The organism is Pseudomonas sp. PA1(2017), assembly GCF_001945375.1.
Taxonomy (GTDB): Bacteria; Pseudomonadota; Gammaproteobacteria; order Pseudomonadales; family Pseudomonadaceae; genus Aquipseudomonas.
This window is the reverse complement of the sequence record NZ_MSXU01000003.1, coordinates 152194-168297: the sequence shown is the minus strand read 5'-3', so window position 1 is coordinate 168297 and position 16104 is coordinate 152194. Positions and strand designations below refer to the sequence as shown.

Genomic DNA, 16104 nt, shown 5'->3' with positions numbered 1-16104 from the left:
TGTGCCGAGTTTATCGGATTTGCCCGCGGCGCTGTTGGCGTTTCCTCGCGTATGCAGGGATCAGTTCAGGTAGCCCGGTGTTGAGCGAAGCGATACCCGGGGCGGTCTTGAAAACGGCGGTGTATTCGAGTTGGCCCTGGGTATCGCTGCGCTCAACCGCAGGCTACAAGAGCAAGTGCTCGTTCAGGCCTTGATGGCCACCAGGCTGAGTACCTGATTGTCTAGCTCGGCATACATGCCGGCCAGTTCGGTTTTGGCTTGCCACTCTTCGCTCAGGTCGATCAACAGGCGCAGGCGCGCGCTGCCTTGTTCGGCGTCTAGGTCGAGCAGTTCCGCATCCTGGAAATAGAAGCGCGTGAGCACCAGCGGGTAGAGCGCCTTGAACAGGCTTTCCTTGAGCGAGAAGGTCAGGCTGATCCACCAGGCGCGCTGCTCTGGGCATAGTTCGGCGATGCGTGCCAGCTCATCGGCGGTGAGAATCTCGCCGACCAGCCGCTCGGCGCGCTCGCTGGACAGCAGCCGCTCGACGTCCAGGCCCAGCCCTCGCCAATCCCGGGCGGGCGCGACGATGGCGGCGGCCCAGCCCTGGCCATGGGTGATCGACCCGCTGACCTGCGCCGGCCATTGCGGCGCCCGGTCCTCACCGACCGCCGGTACGCTGGCCACGCCGGTGACCCGATACAGCGCTTCGCGTGCGCACAGACGCCCGGCCAGGTGCTCGGCCTGGCGTTTGGCGACGCCGCGCACCGGCGGTACGCCTGCGGCCAGGTAGTCGCCTTCGTCGAGTCGGGTTGGGTCGAAATGGGTGCTGATCAACTGCGCGCCGGCCAGTGGCCGCGTGAACGGCCAGTGATCGGCGAGGGGGCTGCAGCAGCGGGGCAGAGGGGCTTTGCTCATGGCCGGCATTCTGCCGCGCCGGCCCGCCGCTTACCAGCCGGGCACGCCGTGCATGTCCGGCAGCTTGTGGGCGATACCCTTGTGGCAGTCGATGCAGGTGGCTTCGCCGTTGGCCAGCGCCGTGGAGTGCATCTGCGCGGCGCGCTTGCTCTGGCGGGTGAAATCCATGAAATCGAAGTTGTGGCAGTTGCGGCACTCCAGCGAGTCGTTGGCCTTGAGGCGTGCCCACTCGTGTTCGGCCAGCTCGCGGCGTTTCTCGAGGAATTTCTCGCGGGTGTTGATGGTGCCGAAGATCTTGCCCCATACCTCCTTGGAGGCCTGCATCTTGCGCGCGATCTTGTCCGTCCACTGGTGCGGCACGTGGCAATCCGGGCAGGTGGCACGCACTCCGGAGCGGTTGTTGTAGTGGATGGTGTCCTGCAGCTCGACGAACACGTTGTCGCGCATTTCATGGCAGGAAATGCAGAATTGCTCGGTGTTGGTGGCCTCCAGCGCGGTGTTGAAACCTCCCCAGAAGATGATCCCGGCGATGAAGCCGCCCAGGGTCAGGAAGCCCAGGCTGTAGTGCACGCTGGGACGGCGCAGGACCTTCCAGTAAGTGCCGAGCAGGGCGAGCAGCGATTTCATGGTGCCTCCTCAGGGGTGCCCGGCAGGTTTGCGTTCATCCTGCAGAATCTGGTCGATGTTCCTGAAACCGTTCTCCACCAGCGGCTTCACCTCGGCCTGGGTGACGTGGCACTGGGTGCAGAAATAGCGGCGCGGCGACATCGCTGCCAGGGCCTGGCCTTCGCGGTCCATGTAATGGGTGATGCTGATCATCGGCGCCTGGCTGCGCGCGCTGTTGGCGCGGCTGTGGCAGGCCATGCAGCGGTTGCCGAAACGGTCCACCTGGTAGCCGACGATGGTGTGCGGGATGGTCGGCGGCTGTTCGGGGTAGTTGCGCTCGCGGCGGATGTCCTTGTTTTCCTCGGGCGCGATGCGCGGCGCCGGGAATTCCTGGGTCAGGGTGCCGCCTGGGCGGCGCCCGTCCGGTGCCGGGGCGTCCAGTGGGTAGCCGAGGTCGGCGGCCACTGCCACGCCGAACACGGCGAGCAGCAGCAATGGCAGATAACGCAGTTTCATGGCTGTGCTCCTCATGCCGCGCTGATCAGTTGGATCTTCACCGCGCACTTCTTGTAGTCGGTCTGCTTGGAGATCGGGTCGGTGGCGTCGAGGGTGACCTTGTTGATCAGCTTGTTGGCGTCGAAGAACGGCACGAACACCAGACCGCGTGGCGGCTTGTTGCGCCCGCGGGTCTCGATGCGCGCGCGGATCTCGCCACGCCGGCTGATTACCTTCACCTCGCTGCCGCGCCGGGCCTTCATGGCCTTGGCATCGTCGGGGTGCATGTACACCAGGGCATCGGGCACGGCGCGGTGCAGCTCGTCGACGCGTTGGGTCATGCTGCCGGTGTGCCAATGCTCGAGCACGCGGCCGGTGCTGAGCCAGAACGGGTAGTCGTCGTCCGGCGCCTCGGCTGGCGGCTCGTAGGGCAGGGCGAAGATGATCGCGCGGTTGTCGGGGTAGCCGTAGAACTGCACGTCGCTGCCCTTGGCCACATAAGGGTCGTGGCCCTCGCGATAACGCCAGCGGGTTTCCGAACCCTCGACCACCGGCCAGCGCAGGCCGCGTTCGCTGTGGTAGCGGTCGAACGGCGCCAGGTCGTGGCCATGGCCACGGCCGAACTGGGCGTATTCCTCGAACAGGCCCTTCTGCAGGTAGAAGCCGAAGGCCTGCGCTTCGTCGTTGCGAAAGCCCTTTTCCAGCTGTTCGGCCGGGAAGGCGTCGACCTGGCCGTTCCGGTAGAGCACCTCATAGAGCGTCTTGCCCTTGAGCTGCGGCGTCTGGGCCAAAAGCTCGGCCGGCCAGACTTCATCGGTGGTGAAGCGCTTGGAGAATTCCACCAGTTGCCACAGGTCGGATTTGGCCTCGCCCGGTGCGCCGACCAGCTGGTGCCAGAACTGCGTGCGACGCTCGGCATTGCCGTAGGCGCCTTCCTTCTCGACCCACATGGCGCTGGGCAGAATCAGGTCGGCGGCCTGGGCCGAGGTGGTCGGGTAGACGTCGGAGACGATCACGAAGTTGTCCGGCTTGCGCCAGCCGGGCAGCACCTCCTGCATGATGTTCGGGCCGGCCTGCATGTTGTTGCTGACCTGGGTCCAGTACACCTTGAGCACGCCGTCCTTGAGCATGCGGCTCTGCTCCACGGCGTGGAAACCGGGCTTTTCCTGGATGGTGCCGGCGGGCAGCTTCCAGGTCTTCTCGGCGGTGGCGCGGTGTTTCGGGTTGGTGACCACGAGATCCGCCGGCAGGCGGTGGGAGAAGGTGCCCACTTCGCGGGCGGTGCCGCACGCCGAGGGCTGGCCGGTCAGCGAGAAGGGGCTGTTGCCCGGCTCGCTGATCTTGCCGGTCAGCAAATGGATGTTGTAGATCAGGTTGTTGGCCCACACGCCTCGGGTGTGCTGGTTGAAGCCCATGGTCCAGAACGACACCACCTTGCGCTTCGGATCGGCGTACAGCTCGGCCAGCGCCTTGAGACGTTCGGCCGGCACGCCCGATTCTCTGGCGGCGCGCTCCAGGGTGTAGGGTTTGACGAAGGCGGCGAACTGCTCGAACGACATGTCGCTCCAGGTGTTGGCGTTCTTCGCGTTCTTGGCCTTCACCTCCAGCGGGTTGTCCGGGCGCAAGCCATAGCCGATGTCGTCGGCGCCGAGGGCGAAGCGGGTGTGGCGCTTGACGAAATCCTGGTTCACCGCGCCGCTCTGGATAATGTGGTTGGCGATGTAGTTGAGGATCAGCAGGTCGGTTTGCGGCTTGAACACCATGGGGATGTCGGCCAGGTCGAAGCTGCGGTGTTCGAAGGTCGACAGCACCGCCACCTTGACGCCGGGCTGGCTCAGGCGCCGGTCGGTGACCCGGCTCCACAGCACCGGGTGCATCTCGGCCATGTTCGAGCCCCATAGCACGAAGCTGTCCGTGGCTTCGATGTCGTCGTAGCAGCCCATCGGCTCGTCCATGCCGAAGGTGCGCATGAAACCCATCACCGCCGAGGCCATGCAGTGGCGCGCGTTGGGGTCGATGTTGTTGCTGCGAAAGCCGGCCTTCATCAGCTTGTTGGCGGCGTAGCCTTCCCAGATCGTCCACTGTCCGGAACCGAACATGCCGACCGCCTGAGGGCCGTGCTCGCGCAGGGCGGCCTTGAATTTCTCCTCCATGATGTCGAAGGCCTGCTCCCAGCTGATCGGCTGGAATTCGCCCTGCTTGTCATAGACGCCGTTCTTCATGCGCAGCAGTGGTGTGGTCAGACGATCGACGCCGTACATGATCTTCGACAGGAAGTAGCCCTTGACGCAGTTCAGGCCGCGGTTGACCTCGGCCTTGATGTCGCCGTGGGTGGCCACCACGCGGTTGTCGCGGGTGGCGACCATCACGCTGCAGCCAGTGCCGCAGAAGCGGCAGGGCGCCTTGTTCCACTCCAGGCGGGTGTTCTCCGCATCGGCGACCAGGTTGCTGGCGCTGGACGCGATCGGCAGGCCAGCGGCGGCTGCGGCGATGGCTGCAGCCTGGGCCTTGGTGAATTCGCGGCGGGTCATGCTCATCGAGCGGCTCCTTCCGAAGTGAGGCATTCGTGGTAGATCAGTGCGGCGTTGAGCACGCCGGGCAGCGCGTTGACCTGATCGATGCGCTGCAGGATGAGTTTTTCGTCGACCGCTTCGATCACCACCACGGCCTTGCCTTCCGGGCTGTGCTGATGCACGTCCAGGTCGTCGAGCAGGCGCAGGTTGGCGAGCACCGCATCGAGCTGCTCGGGGCGGGCATGCACGATGAAGCTGGCGATGTGCAGGGGGGCGTCCATGACGGGCTCCTGTAAGCCGAGGTGAATCAGTTGAGTGGGCCGGGCGGGCCGAAGAGCATCTGCAGGAACCAGACGGCAAAGCCGTAGGTGCCGACGAGGGCCACGGAAAGCAGCGGGAAGAGGAATATCACCAGGAATAGAAACAGCCGGCGTTCGCGGCGTTTGCCCCCGGTGTCTTCGGAAGGGCTAGGCATGGGCAGGTCTTCATCGGTCAGGCGTGTGCATGTGCCGTCATGGATTGGTGCCACGCTTCTGGCGTTGGCAATCTGACGGTCTCTGGTCGTTAAGCCCGACCTTAGTCGCACTGGCCAGTGGGGTATTGACCCTGGTCAATGCCTGGGCCATTACGCCGTGGCAGGCGGCGAAAAGCCTGCTGGTCGGTCGTTCAGGCGAGGTTCAGCAAGGGTTCAGGAGGGGTTCAGTCGACCCAAGGCAGGATGATTCTCGAGTTCTTCATCAACCCACTGCCAATCGAGAGGCATCTCCATGAAAGCGACTCTGACCAAACTGGCTCTGGCAACTTCCCTGGTCGTCGGCGCTGCGTCCACCGCCCATGCCGACAACAACTTCGCCGGCTTCACCTGGGGCCAAACCAGCAACAACATCCAGAAGTCCTCGGCGTTGAATGCCAACCTGGGTGATCCGAACTTCGACGGCGTGATCAACAACACCAGCACCTGGGGCGTGCGCGCCGGTCAGCAGAACGATGCCGGCCGTTACTACGCCACCTACGAGTACATCTCCGGTAGCAACGACGGCCTCAAGCTGCGTCAGCAGAATCTGCTCGGCAGCTACGACGCCTTTCTGCCACTGAACGAGAACGGCACCAAGCTGTTCGGTGGCGGCACCCTGGGTCTGGTCAAGCTGGAGCAGAACAGCCCCGGTGTCTCGCGTGACACCAATGTCGGGTATGCTGCCGGCTTGCAGGCGGGCTTGCTGCAGGAAGTCAACGATAACGCTTCCATCGAGGGTGGCTACCGTTACCTGCGCACCAATGCCAGCACCGAATTCGCCCCGCACGGCGAGGGCAAGGTCGGCTCCCTGGATCTGCATAGCAGCGGGCAGTGGTACATGGGCGTCAACTACAAGTTCTAAATCTGTTGTCGAGGACTCGGGTCGCCCTTTGGGCGGCCCGGCTTCACTCCTGATGAAGAGGGCATGCAACGATGAAATTGCTGGTCGTGGAGGATGAGGCGCTGCTGCGTCACCATCTCTATACCCGACTCGGCGAACAAGGCCACGTGGTGGACGCGGTCGCCAATGCCGAGGAGGCGCTGTATCGCGTCGATGAATACCACCATGACCTGGCAGTGATCGACCTCGGTCTGCCGGGCATCAGCGGGCTGGATCTGATTCGCCAGCTGCGCAGTCGTGACAAGACCTTTCCCATCCTGATTCTCACCGCCCGTGGTAACTGGCAGGACAAGGTCGAGGGCCTGGCCTCCGGCGCCGACGATTACGTGGTCAAACCCTTTCAGTTCGAAGAACTCGAAGCGCGCCTCAATGCGCTGCTGCGCCGTTCCTCGGGCTTCATCCAGTCGACCATCGAGGCCGGCCCGTTGTTGCTCGACATGAACCGCAAGCAGGCGCTGATCGATGGTGCGGGCATGGGGTTGACCGCCTACGAGTACCGCATCCTCGAGTACCTGATGCGCCACCATCAACAGGTGGTGCCCAAGGAGCGGCTGATCGAGCAGCTATACCCCGATGACGAGGAACGCGACCCCAACGTGATCGAGGTGCTGGTCGGCCGTCTGCGCCGCAAGCTGGAAAACTGCAACGGCTTCAAACCGATCGAGACGGTACGCGGCCAGGGCTATCTGTTCACCGAGCGCTGCCGGTGACGTCAGGCTTGGCGCGGTTGAAAACACATTGGGTGTCCTCCCTGCGCCTGCGCCTGATGCTCGGCAGCACGGTAATCGCCGTACTGTTCATGCTGGCGCTGTTGCCGGCTTTGCAGGGCGCCTTCCTGATCGCGCTGGAAAAATCCGTGGAGAAACGCCTGGCTGCCGACGCCGGAGCCCTGATATCCGCCGCCCGCACCGACGATGGCAAGTTGCGCATGCCCAGCAAGCTGCCCGACGAGGAGTTCGATCTGCCCGACGCCCAGTTGCTGGGCTTCATCTACGACCGCGACGGGCAGCGTGTGTGGCAGTCCCCGTCGACCCGTGACATGTCGGTGTCCTACCTGCCGCGTTATGACGGGCGCGGCGACGAACTGCTGCGCACCACGGATCGCCAGGGCCGCGAGTTCTACCTCTATGACGTGGAGATCAAGCTGCTGCGCGGGCAGAGCGCGGCATTCAGCATCGTCACCATGCAGCCGGCCAGCGATACCCTGGCGCTCTATAACGATTTCACCAAGCAGCTCTACCTGTGGCTCGGCGGCGCGCTGTTGCTGCTTCTAGGGTTGTTGTGGTTCGGGCTGACCTGGGGCTTTCGCAGCCTGCGCGGGCTGCGTGAAGAACTGGACGAAGTGGAGGGCGGCACACGCGAGCGACTGAGCGATGACCACCCCCGCGAGCTGCTGCGCCTGACCGGCTCGCTGAACCGCCTGCTCGACAGCGAACGCCAGCAACGTGAGCGCTACCGGCACTCTCTGGACGACCTGGCGCACAGCCTGAAGACGCCGCTGTCGGTGCTGCAGGGCGCCGCGGAGGTGATCGCCGCCAAGCCCGAGAACCGTGAGCAGTCGCAGATACTCCAAGGCCAGATCGAGCGCATGAGCCAGCAGATCGGCTATCAGCTGCAACGCGCCAGCCTGCGCAAGAGCGGCCTGGTGCGCCATCGGGTGCCGTTGGCCAGCGTGGTGGACAACCTCTGCGGGGCACTCGACAAGGTCTACCGCGACAAACAGGTCAGCGTGCAGCGCCAGTTCGATGCCTGGCTGGAAATTCCCATGGAGCGTGCCGCGCTGCTCGAGCTGCTCGGCAACCTGCTGGAAAACGCCTACCGCCTTTGCCTGGGCCAGGTGCGCATCAGTGCCCGGATCGAAGGTGGCACCTGTCAGCTTTGCGTAGAGGACGACGGGCCGGGCGTGCCGGTGGATCAACGTGAGCGCATCCTGCGCCGTGGCGAGCGTCTGGACGCCCAGCACCCCGGGCAGGGCATCGGTACCGCGGTGGTCAAGGACATCATCGAAAGCTACGAAGGCGAGCTTTTTCTCGAAGAGTCCGATCTGGGCGGTGCGGCTTTCCGGGTGCGCATCTGATCGCGTTCAGATGCGTTGGTGGGAATCCGCCATGCCCACACGAGACGCGTGCGGAAAACCGCCATTGGCGGCGTAAATGCGCCTGCGGTTCTTTTTAAAATCCAGCTATATCAAAGGTTTATCCTGTTTTTTCTTGTATGGCATGGCGCTTGCTTTTGCTGCGTCAAGGTCGCGCTAGCGTCCTACTAACAAATCCCTCCAGGTCAGGAGGGTTGGCGCCTAAACAAGAAAGGTGGTGCGGACGTCGCTGGATGTCAGCCGCACCCATGAGGATTCACCATGACTGCCACAACGAACGAAGTTGTCCGTCAACCGTTCTACAAAATGCTTTACGTCCAGGTGCTGTTCGCCATTACCGTGGGCATCCTGCTCGGCCATTTCTATCCAGAAACAGGCGTCGCCCTCAAACCGCTCGGCGATGGCTTCGTCAAGCTCATCAAGATGGTCATCGCACCCATCATCTTCTGTACCGTCGTCAGCGGCATCGCCGGCATGCAGGACATGAAGGCAGTCGGCAAGACCGGCGGCTACGCGCTGCTGTATTTCGAGATCGTGTCCACCATCGCCCTGATCATCGGTCTGGTCGTGGTCAACGTGGTGCAGCCAGGTGTTGGCATGCACGTCGACCCGAGCACGCTGGATGCCAGCAAGATCGCCGCCTACGCCCAGGCCGGTGAAGCGCAGACCACCATCGGCTTCCTGCTCAACGTGATCCCGGCCACCGTGGTCGGTGCCTTCGCCAACGGCGACATCCTGCAGGTACTGTTCTTCTCGGTGATCTTCGCCTTCGCGCTGCAGCGCATGGGTGAGTTCGGTCGCCCAGTGCTCGAGTTCATCGACCGCATCGCCCATGTCATGTTCGGCATCATCAACATGATCATGAAGGTCGCGCCCATCGGTGCCTTCGGTGCCATGGCCTTCACCATCGGTCAGTACGGTGTCGGCTCGCTGGTGCAGCTGGGTCAGCTGATGCTGTGCTTCTACATCACCTGCTTCTTCTTCGTGCTCATCGTGCTGGGCGGCATCTGCCGTGCCCACGGCTTCAGCGTCCTGCGTCTGATCCGCTACATCCGCGAAGAGCTGATGATCGTGCTGGGTACTTCGTCGTCCGAGTCGGCCCTGCCACGCATGCTGACCAAGATGGAAAAACTCGGTGCCAACAAGTCGGTCGTCGGCCTGGTGATCCCTACCGGTTACTCCTTCAACCTCGACGGTACCTCGATCTACCTGACCATGGCCGCGGTGTTCATCGCCCAGGCCACCGATACCCCGATGGACATCACCCACCAGATCACCCTGCTGCTGGTGCTGCTGGTTGCCTCCAAGGGCGCTGCTGGCGTGACCGGTAGTGGCTTCATCGTGCTGGCCGCCACTCTGTCTGCCGTCGGCCACCTGCCGGTTGCCGGCCTGGCGCTGATCCTGGGTATCGACCGTTTCATGTCCGAAGCCCGCGCGCTGACCAACCTGGTCGGTAACGGCGTCGCCACCATCGTGGTGGCCAAGTGGTGCAAAGAGCTGGACGAAGACACCCTGCAGCGCGAGCTGGCCTCCGGTGGTCGTCCGGACGTGGTGGCCGTGCCTGCCGATAACGCTGGCAAGGTTTCCTGATAGAAATGTCGTCGACCTTCCCGGCAGGGAAGGTCACCTGGCCCGCCCTTGTGGCGGGCTTTTTTATGGGCGGCCGAAAACCGGCGGGCTGGCATCTCGCCTCTAGGCCACCTGTTCTATTGAGCCAGGCCCGGTCTTGCAAGAGGATTTTGGGGCGGGTGGCGTGTCATGAGTTGGACGGCTGCGGTGCGATGCGCTGCCCATCAATCCTGGATCGATGGAGAGATTTCCGTGAAAAACATGAAGAAGGTGAGTTCACGTCGTTTTGGGCTGGCGGCAGCATTGCTGGCCGGTATCGCATTCAGTGGCACCGCCAGTGCCTGGACGTTCGAGCATGGCTGGAGCTGCCAGAACAAGTGGTATCAGATGGGGCTGATCGAGCTGATTGCCTGCGGTGGCGGAGGCGAGGGCTGAACCGTCTGGAGCCTTTGGCCCAGCAATGCCAGACAAAGCCCGCAGAGCGGGCTTTTTCATGCCTTGTAGGACGAGGCGTATGGCAGGGGAGTGGCGCTGGCGTCCATGGAAGATGGATGCCAGGGCGCCAAAACGAAAAAACCGGCCGCGAGGGCCGGTTTTTCTGGGATTTGGTCGGAGAGACAGGATTCGAACCTGCGACCTTCTCGTCCCGAACGAGACGCGCTACCAAGCTGCGCTACACTCCGAATGCGCCAAATTCTACTCAAAAACTTTTGCAACACAAGGGGTTAGCAAAAATTTTTAATCGGGGCGCCGCACCTGGCGTGCGCCCACGACCCGAATGGCGCTTACAGCTCCTTGACGGTACGAACCTGGTCCTTGTTGACCTTGGTGCGCTTGCCATCCAGCTGTTCGAACTCGTAGAAACCGGTGTCGTCGTCGAAATCAGGGCGATCGACGGTCTGGATTTCACGGCCATCATTGAGAGTGATCACCGATGGCGTGGAGCAGCCAGCCAGGGTCACCAGGCCGAGGGCGAGTAGAAACGCAGCGGACGTCCGTTGCTTCATGACGTGTCTCCTTAAGTCGAGGCAGAGTGATTACCTTGGCTCAGACGAGTAGGCCGAGCCCAAGTTCCACCCTATTTATCCACCTGTGGCCCCATGCCGCAAGCTTTCAGCCGAGCAGATCGGGGGAGTTGAGGTTGCTCAGGCGCGGATCGTCGGTCTCGCAACGCAGTGCGGCGGGGTCATGCGCGCGCAGCCAGCGCTGGGTGCTGCGCTCGCCCTCAAGCCAGGCCTCTTCCAGCGACGGCAGCAGGCGGCGAGGGATGACCGCGAACAGCGGCTCCCAGTAGCCGTCGCGCTGCGCCATCGACGGGCGCCCGTCTGCCAGGGCCAGCAGGCCCTCGATGAGTGCGCGGTCGACCCTGGGGGCGTCGCACGGCAGCACCAGCAGCAACGGGTGGCGGGCGACCTGCAGGGCCGCGCGGATGCCGGCAAGGGGCCCCGGATAGTCGGCGCTGTCGTCGCCGACCAGGCGATCGGCGTAGGCGGCATAGGCCGACTGGTTGCGATTGCAGGAGATGATCAGGTCATCGGTGAGCGGGCGAACCACCTCGTGCAGCCATGCGATCATCGGTCGCGCCTGCCAGTGCACCAGGCCCTTATCCAGGCCGCCCATGCGCTGGCCCCGGCCACCTGCGAGCAGAACCACCGAAAAGGGCTGGGGCGTTGCGGTGGCGGGCATGGCGGGGTCTCCGGAGGTGGCGCTGTGGTATAACACCGGCCTTTGTTCACGACAACTGGAAGCCTGCCATGAGCCACAAGGCCGATGCGCCATTCGTGCCCCTGAATATCGCCGTGCTGACGGTCAGCGATACCCGCACGCTGGAAACCGATACCTCCGGGCAACTCTTCGTCGACCGCCTCAAGGCGGCAGGCCACAACCTTGCCGAGCGCGTGCTGCTCAAGGACGACCTGTACAAGATCCGCGCCCAGGTCGCCACCTGGATCGCCGAAGATGTGGTGCAGGTGGTGCTGATCACTGGCGGCACCGGCTTCACCGGGCGTGACAGCACGCCGGAAGCGGTGGCCTGTCTGCTGGACAAGCAGGTCGATGGCTTCGGCGAGCTGTTCCGGCAGATATCCATCGCCGACATCGGCACCTCGACCATCCAGTCCCGCGCGCTGGCTGGCCTGGCCAACGGCACCCTGGTGTGCTGCCTGCCGGGCTCGACCAACGCCTGCCGCACCGGCTGGGATGGCATCCTCGCCGAACAGCTCGATGCGCGCCATCGCCCGTGCAATTTCGTGCCACACCTGAAGCTCGCCGCGCCCTGCGAGAGCCGCGGATGAGCGAGGCGCATTCCCCGCTGATGCCGGTGGAGCAGGCGCTGGCCCGGCTGCTGGAATTGGCCGAGGCGACGCCGATCGTCGAGCACGAGCGGGTCGACCTGGCCGAGGCCGATGGTCGTGTGCTGGCCGAGCCCATGGTCGCCGGTCTGGATCTGCCGCCCTGGCCGAACAGCGCCATGGATGGCTACGCATTGCGCCTGGCCGACTGGCAGGGCGAGCCGCTGCCGGTCAGCCAGCGCATTCTCGCCGGTATGGCGCCCGATGCGCTGCGGCCCGGCACCTGCGCGCGCATCTTTACCGGCGCGCCGGTTCCTGAGGGCGCCGATACGGTGGAAATGCAGGAGAACGTCAGTGTCGGTGACGACGGCTGCGTGCATTTCAACCAGGCCCTGAAGGTCGCGCAGAACATTCGCCCCCAGGGCCAGGAAAACCGCAAGGGCGAAACACTGCTGGCTGCCGGCACGCGGCTGGGGCCCATCGAGCTGGGGTTGGCCGCCTCCATCGGTCTGGCACAGCTGCCGGTACGGCGCCGACCGCGGGTGGCGGTGCTGTCCACTGGTGACGAACTGGTCGAGCCCGGCAACGCGCTGGGCGGCGGGCAAATCTATAACAGCAACCGATACCTGCTGGTCGCTTGGCTGAAGCGTATGGGGTGCGAGGTCGTCGATGGCGGCATCCTGCCGGATGACCTGGACCGCACGCGCCAGGCGCTGGGTGAGCTCGATGACGTCGATCTGATCCTGTCCACCGGCGGAGTGTCAGTGGGCGAGGCGGATTTTCTCGGCATCGCCCTGCGCGAAGCCGGCGAACTGGCCCTATGGAAGCTGGCGATCAAGCCCGGCAAACCGCTGACCGTCGGCGAATTCCGCGGCCGCCCGGTGATCGGCTTGCCTGGCAACCCGGCCTCGACCCTGGTGACCTTCGGCCTGCTGGCGCGCCCGTATCTGCTGCGTCGCCTCGGCGTGCAGAAGGTCGAGCCCTTGGGCTTCAGCGTGCCGGCGGGTTTCGCCTGGCCCAAGCCGGGCAAGCGGCGCGAGTTCCTGCGCGCACGCCTGGAAAACGGCCGCGTGGTGCCCTATTCGAACCAGAGCTCGGGCGTGTTGCGCAGCGCCGCCTGGGCCGAGGGGTTGGCTCAGGTATTGGAGGGCAGCACCGTTGCCGAAGGCGATGCCGTGCACTTCATCCCGATGAGCGAGCTGCTCGGCTGACACCGGCAAGCGGCACGAGCGTGCGGTGGGCGTGATTATTTGCCCCGCACGCTGTCTGCATTAGGCAGCACAGTGTTCAATTCCCGTTTTCGGAGCCGTTATGCAAGAGCGTAAAGCGCTGTTGATCCTTCATGGTAAGCAGTCCCTCAACGAAGAGGTGCGTGCGGCAGTCAGCAGCCAGCGCGAGAACGGCTGGGAGCTGACCGTGCGGTTGACCTGGGAAGCTGGCGATGCACAGCGCCTGGTCGCCGAGGCCTTGCAGGCGGGTTATCCGACCGTGATAGCTGGTGGCGGGGACGGCACGCTGCGGGACGTGGCCGAGGCCATGGCCAAGGCCGAAACCGATGCCAGCCTGGTGCTGCTACCGCTGGGTACCGCCAACGATTTCGCCCATGCCGCGGGCATTCCGCTGACGCCTGGTGAGGCCCTGGCTATGCTGGACACGCCTGCCCAGCCGATCGACCTGGGCGAGGTCGACGGCGAGCTGTTCCTCAATATGGCCACGGGCGGCTTTGGCTCGAATATCACGGCCAATACTTCCGAGGATCTCAAGCGCTTCCTGGGCGGTGCGGCCTACATGCTCACCGGCCTGACTCGCTTTGCCGAAGTGCGTTCGGCCTTTGGTCGCTTCAAGGGCCCGGATTTCGCCTGGGAGGGCGAGTTTCTCGCCCTTGGCATCGGCAATGGCCGCCAGGCCGGTGGCGGGCATGTGCTGTGCCCCCATGCTCGCGTGAATGACGGCTTGCTGGACGTGTGCATCGTGCCGGCCGCCTCCGATGTGGTCGGTACGCTAGGCACACTGCTGTCCGGCGGCCTGAAAGGCATCGAGGGGGTATCGATCAGCGCGCGCCTGCCGTGGCTGGAAATCGACGCACCCGAAGGGCTGGATTTGAACCTCGACGGCGAGCCTCGCGGCGGGCATCGTCTACGCTTCGCTGCAAGGCCCCAGGCATTGCGTCTGCATCTGCCGGCGCAGTCGCCGTTGCTGCGTGACTGACCGGCGGGTACTGGTGCGGCGCCGCGCGCTGGTGCAAGATGGCGTTGCGCCATGCCGCCTACAGTAATTGCACGACTGGCCGATAGCTTCATACGAACATCACGCCTCACAGGAGCGAATAATGGCCGGTATTCTCGACACCGTTGATCAACGGACGCAGTTGGTAGGCGAGAACCGCCTGGAAATTCTGATGTTCCGTCTGGCGGGCCGGCAGTTGTTCGCCATCAACGTGTTCAAGGTGCAGGAAGTGCTGCACATGCCCAAGCTGACGCTGATGCCGCATCGTCATCGCTTCGTTTGCGGGGTGATCCACTTGCGCGGCCAGACGCTGCCGGTGATTGACCTGTCCCAGGCCATCGGCATGCGCCCGATCGTGCCGGATGAGCGCAGCACCATCATCGTCACCGAGTACAACCGCTCGATCCAGGCGTTCCTGGTCGGTGGCGTCGACCGCATTCTCAACCTCAACTGGGAATCCATCCTGCCGCCGCCCGGTGGTGCAGGGCGCCAGCATTACCTGACGGCCATCACCAAGGTCGACGACCAACTGGTGGAAATCATCGATGTGGAAAAGGTGCTGGCCGAAATTGTGCCGTACGACACGCGCATTTCCGGTGACCGTCTGGCCGATCCATTGCTGGAAAAAGCCCGTGGCCGCGAAGTGCTGCTGGTCGATGACTCCAGCGTGGCCCTGGCGCAACTGCGCGATACCCTGTCGCAACTGGGCATCAAGCTGCACGTCGCCACCGATGGCCTCAAAGGCCTGCAGATGCTCAAGGCCTGGGCCGATGCCGGTGAAGTCATCACCGACAAGCTGCTGATGATGTTCACCGACGCCGAGATGCCGGAAATGGACGGCTATCGCCTGACCACCGAGGTTCGTCAGGATCCGCGCCTGCGTGACCTGTACGTGGTGCTGCACACCTCGTTGTCCGGCAGTTTCAACGATGCGATGGTCAAGAAGGTCGGTTGCGACAACTTCCTGTCCAAGTTCCAGCCGGACAAGCTGGTGGATGTGATTCGTCAGCGTCTGGCGCTCGACGAAAAGTAGAGCTCTGCTGGCTTGAGCCCTGGCGGCGGTTTGCGTATAACCGCCGTTTCGCTCAAGTCAGGACGCCGAGCCATGCACCTCTCCACGCTATATCGTTTCCCTCTCAAATCCGCCATGGGCGAGTCTCTGCCTAGCCTGCAGCTCGATGGCCTGGGCGTGGCCGGCGATCGCCGCTGGATGTTCGCGGATGCGCAAACCGGTCGGTTCATGACGCAGCGCACCTTTCCCCATATGAGCCAGTTGCAGGCGCGTTGGAATGTCGACGGTGGCCTTACCCTGCAAGCGCCTGGCATGCCGGTGTTGCAGGTGGCGTTGCCGGATCCTGACCAGGCGCTGCGCGGTGTGATCATCTGGCGCGACACTCTGCGGGTACCGGATGCCGGTGACGAGGCCGCCGCCTGGGGCAGCGAGTTCATGGGCAAGAGCTGCCGGCTGGTGCATGTGCCGGCAGAGCGGGCGCGCTTCATTGAAGGCAACGTCGATGGCGACGAGAAGGTCGGCTTCGCCGATGGCTTCCCATTGCTGCTGATCGGTCAGGCTTCACTGGATGATCTGGTGGCCCGGGTCGGCAGGCCGCTGGAGATGCTGCGCTTTCGTCCCAACCTGGTAGTGCAGGGCAGCGAACCCTACGCCGAAGACGGCTGGAAGCGCATTCGTATCGGTGACGTCGAGTTCACCCTCGCCAAACGCTGCTCGCGCTGCGTGATCACCACCATTGACCCCAGGACCGGGGAGCGCAGCGCCGACCGTGAGCCGCTGACCACTTTGCGCAGCTATCGCCAGGGCGAAGACGGCATCATGTTCGGACAGAACCTGATCAACCACGGCAGCGGCGAGCTGCGCGTCGGCATGCCGGTTGAAATATTGCAGTAGGGTGGAGCTACAAACGCGTATCACACGGGGCTGCCATCCGTGGCTCGGCCCGTGTTGCCATTTCGACTCTTACTACGAAGAGTAACGAGTC

Annotated in this window: 18 protein-coding genes and 1 tRNA gene; 10 read left to right on the top strand and 9 right to left on the bottom strand. The window is 63.9% G+C overall.

Translation table 11 applies throughout. The features are described from left to right. Window positions 1–183 precede the first annotated feature (183 nt). Genes BVH01_RS05915 through napE form a run of 6 tightly spaced genes read right to left on the bottom strand, consistent with a single transcriptional unit; the run spans window position 184 to window position 4986 of the window. Window positions 184–906 carry a 4'-phosphopantetheinyl transferase gene (locus BVH01_RS05915; RefSeq protein ID WP_075929442.1) on the bottom strand — a complete coding sequence of 241 codons (723 nt, stop codon included), beginning with the start codon at window positions 904–906 and terminating at the stop codon, window positions 184–186. 21 nt (window positions 907–927) lie between these two features. Then, on the bottom strand, window positions 928–1524 hold the full coding sequence (locus tag BVH01_RS05910; protein ID WP_075929441.1) for a cytochrome c3 family protein: 597 nt from the start codon (window positions 1522–1524) through the stop codon (window positions 928–930). Window positions 1525–1533: 9 nt separating this feature from the next. Continuing rightward, complete coding sequence (locus tag BVH01_RS05905) at window positions 1534–2019, bottom strand: nitrate reductase cytochrome c-type subunit (protein WP_075929440.1); 486 nt, start codon at window positions 2017–2019, stop codon at window positions 1534–1536. An 11-nt stretch (window positions 2020–2030) separates the two neighbouring features. After that, window positions 2031–4535: a nitrate reductase catalytic subunit NapA gene (gene napA / locus BVH01_RS05900; protein WP_075929439.1), complete on the bottom strand. Its 2505-nt coding sequence runs from the start codon at window positions 4533–4535 to the stop codon at window positions 2031–2033. After that, window positions 4532–4792, bottom strand: a complete 261-nt coding sequence (locus BVH01_RS05895) for a chaperone NapD (RefSeq protein WP_075929438.1) — start codon at window positions 4790–4792, stop codon at window positions 4532–4534. Before BVH01_RS05895 ends, napA begins: the two co-directional genes overlap by 4 nt. A 26-nt stretch (window positions 4793–4818) precedes the next feature. Further along, window positions 4819–4986 (bottom strand): periplasmic nitrate reductase, NapE protein, encoded by a 168-nt coding sequence (gene napE / locus BVH01_RS05890; RefSeq protein ID WP_075929437.1) that lies wholly within the window; start codon window positions 4984–4986, stop codon window positions 4819–4821. 292 nt (window positions 4987–5278) lie between these two features. On the opposite strand from napE, the gene BVH01_RS05885 reads away from it, so the two are divergent. The 5 genes from BVH01_RS05885 to BVH01_RS05865 all read left to right on the top strand — a co-directional run bounded on the left by BVH01_RS05885 (window position 5279) and on the right by BVH01_RS05865 (window position 10025). Then, the gene (locus BVH01_RS05885; RefSeq protein WP_075929436.1) at window positions 5279–5887 is read left to right on the top strand and encodes an outer membrane protein; all 609 of its coding nucleotides are present in this window, start codon (window positions 5279–5281) and stop codon (window positions 5885–5887) included. Window positions 5888–5958: 71 nt separating this feature from the next. Continuing rightward, window positions 5959–6636 (top strand): response regulator, encoded by a 678-nt coding sequence (locus tag BVH01_RS05880; RefSeq protein ID WP_075929435.1) that lies wholly within the window; start codon window positions 5959–5961, stop codon window positions 6634–6636. A gap of 56 nt (window positions 6637–6692) precedes the next feature. Beyond that, window positions 6693–8003 carry an ATP-binding protein gene (locus BVH01_RS05875; protein ID WP_218189092.1) on the top strand — a complete coding sequence of 437 codons (1311 nt, stop codon included), beginning with the start codon at window positions 6693–6695 and terminating at the stop codon, window positions 8001–8003. A gap of 279 nt (window positions 8004–8282) precedes the next feature. Next, window positions 8283–9611, top strand: coding sequence for a dicarboxylate/amino acid:cation symporter (locus BVH01_RS05870; protein WP_075929433.1), 1329 nt, complete (start codon window positions 8283–8285; stop codon window positions 9609–9611). Between the two features lie 168 nt (window positions 9612–9779). After that, the gene (locus tag BVH01_RS05865; RefSeq protein ID WP_139317784.1) at window positions 9780–10025 is read left to right on the top strand and encodes a hypothetical protein; all 246 of its coding nucleotides are present in this window, start codon (window positions 9780–9782) and stop codon (window positions 10023–10025) included. Between the two features lie 171 nt (window positions 10026–10196). Here the strand turns inward: BVH01_RS05865 and BVH01_RS05860 are convergent. From BVH01_RS05860 to mobA, 3 genes are all read right to left on the bottom strand, one after another. Continuing rightward, window positions 10197–10273: transfer RNA gene (locus tag BVH01_RS05860), tRNA-Pro, on the bottom strand. A 102-nt stretch (window positions 10274–10375) separates the two neighbouring features. After that, window positions 10376–10597: a YgdI/YgdR family lipoprotein gene (locus BVH01_RS05855; protein WP_075929431.1), complete on the bottom strand. Its 222-nt coding sequence runs from the start codon at window positions 10595–10597 to the stop codon at window positions 10376–10378. A 106-nt stretch (window positions 10598–10703) separates the two neighbouring features. Continuing rightward, entirely contained in the window at window positions 10704–11276 is a 573-nt protein-coding gene (gene mobA, locus BVH01_RS05850; RefSeq protein ID WP_075929430.1) for a molybdenum cofactor guanylyltransferase MobA, read from the bottom strand. A gap of 68 nt (window positions 11277–11344) precedes the next feature. Between mobA and moaB the strand changes: the two genes are divergently transcribed. The 5 genes from moaB to BVH01_RS05825 all read left to right on the top strand — a co-directional run bounded on the left by moaB (window position 11345) and on the right by BVH01_RS05825 (window position 16013). Then, window positions 11345–11884 (top strand): molybdenum cofactor biosynthesis protein B, encoded by a 540-nt coding sequence (moaB, locus tag BVH01_RS05845; RefSeq protein WP_075929429.1) that lies wholly within the window; start codon window positions 11345–11347, stop codon window positions 11882–11884. Beyond that, window positions 11881–13092, top strand: coding sequence for a gephyrin-like molybdotransferase Glp (gene glp, locus BVH01_RS05840; RefSeq protein ID WP_075929428.1), 1212 nt, complete (start codon window positions 11881–11883; stop codon window positions 13090–13092). The genes moaB and glp overlap by 4 nt, the downstream gene beginning before the upstream one ends. 100 nt (window positions 13093–13192) lie before the next feature. Beyond that, complete coding sequence (gene yegS / locus BVH01_RS05835) at window positions 13193–14089, top strand: lipid kinase YegS (protein WP_075929427.1); 897 nt, start codon at window positions 13193–13195, stop codon at window positions 14087–14089. Window positions 14090–14210: 121 nt separating this feature from the next. After that, complete coding sequence (locus BVH01_RS05830) at window positions 14211–15140, top strand: chemotaxis protein CheV (protein WP_075929426.1); 930 nt, start codon at window positions 14211–14213, stop codon at window positions 15138–15140. Between the two features lie 72 nt (window positions 15141–15212). After that, on the top strand, window positions 15213–16013 hold the full coding sequence (locus BVH01_RS05825) for an MOSC domain-containing protein (protein WP_075929425.1): 801 nt from the start codon (window positions 15213–15215) through the stop codon (window positions 16011–16013). The last annotated feature ends 91 nt before the right edge of the window (window positions 16014–16104 follow it).

Bases quoted from the DNA above. Each gene is read 5' to 3' on its own strand.
- BVH01_RS05915 (WP_075929442.1), bottom strand. From the start codon at position 906: ATGCCGGCCATGAGCAAAGCCCCTCTGCCCCGCTGCTGCAGCCCCCTC.
- BVH01_RS05910 (WP_075929441.1), bottom strand. From the start codon at position 1,524: ATGAAATCGCTGCTCGCCCTGCTCGGCACTTACTGGAAGGTCCTGCGC.
- BVH01_RS05905 (WP_075929440.1), bottom strand. From the start codon at position 2,019: ATGAAACTGCGTTATCTGCCATTGCTGCTGCTCGCCGTGTTCGGCGTG.
- napA (WP_075929439.1), bottom strand. From the start codon at position 4,535: ATGAGCATGACCCGCCGCGAATTCACCAAGGCCCAGGCTGCAGCCATC.
- BVH01_RS05895 (WP_075929438.1), bottom strand. From the start codon at position 4,792: ATGGACGCCCCCCTGCACATCGCCAGCTTCATCGTGCATGCCCGCCCC.
- napE (WP_075929437.1), bottom strand. From the start codon at position 4,986: ATGCCTAGCCCTTCCGAAGACACCGGGGGCAAACGCCGCGAACGCCGG.
- BVH01_RS05885 (WP_075929436.1), top strand. From the start codon at position 5,279: ATGAAAGCGACTCTGACCAAACTGGCTCTGGCAACTTCCCTGGTCGTC.
- BVH01_RS05880 (WP_075929435.1), top strand. From the start codon at position 5,959: ATGAAATTGCTGGTCGTGGAGGATGAGGCGCTGCTGCGTCACCATCTC.
- BVH01_RS05875 (WP_218189092.1), top strand. From the start codon at position 6,693: ATGCTCGGCAGCACGGTAATCGCCGTACTGTTCATGCTGGCGCTGTTG.
- BVH01_RS05870 (WP_075929433.1), top strand. From the start codon at position 8,283: ATGACTGCCACAACGAACGAAGTTGTCCGTCAACCGTTCTACAAAATG.
- BVH01_RS05865 (WP_139317784.1), top strand. From the start codon at position 9,780: ATGAGTTGGACGGCTGCGGTGCGATGCGCTGCCCATCAATCCTGGATC.
- BVH01_RS05855 (WP_075929431.1), bottom strand. From the start codon at position 10,597: ATGAAGCAACGGACGTCCGCTGCGTTTCTACTCGCCCTCGGCCTGGTG.
- mobA (WP_075929430.1), bottom strand. From the start codon at position 11,276: ATGCCCGCCACCGCAACGCCCCAGCCCTTTTCGGTGGTTCTGCTCGCA.
- moaB (WP_075929429.1), top strand. From the start codon at position 11,345: ATGAGCCACAAGGCCGATGCGCCATTCGTGCCCCTGAATATCGCCGTG.
- glp (WP_075929428.1), top strand. From the start codon at position 11,881: ATGAGCGAGGCGCATTCCCCGCTGATGCCGGTGGAGCAGGCGCTGGCC.
- yegS (WP_075929427.1), top strand. From the start codon at position 13,193: ATGCAAGAGCGTAAAGCGCTGTTGATCCTTCATGGTAAGCAGTCCCTC.
- BVH01_RS05830 (WP_075929426.1), top strand. From the start codon at position 14,211: ATGGCCGGTATTCTCGACACCGTTGATCAACGGACGCAGTTGGTAGGC.
- BVH01_RS05825 (WP_075929425.1), top strand. From the start codon at position 15,213: ATGCACCTCTCCACGCTATATCGTTTCCCTCTCAAATCCGCCATGGGC.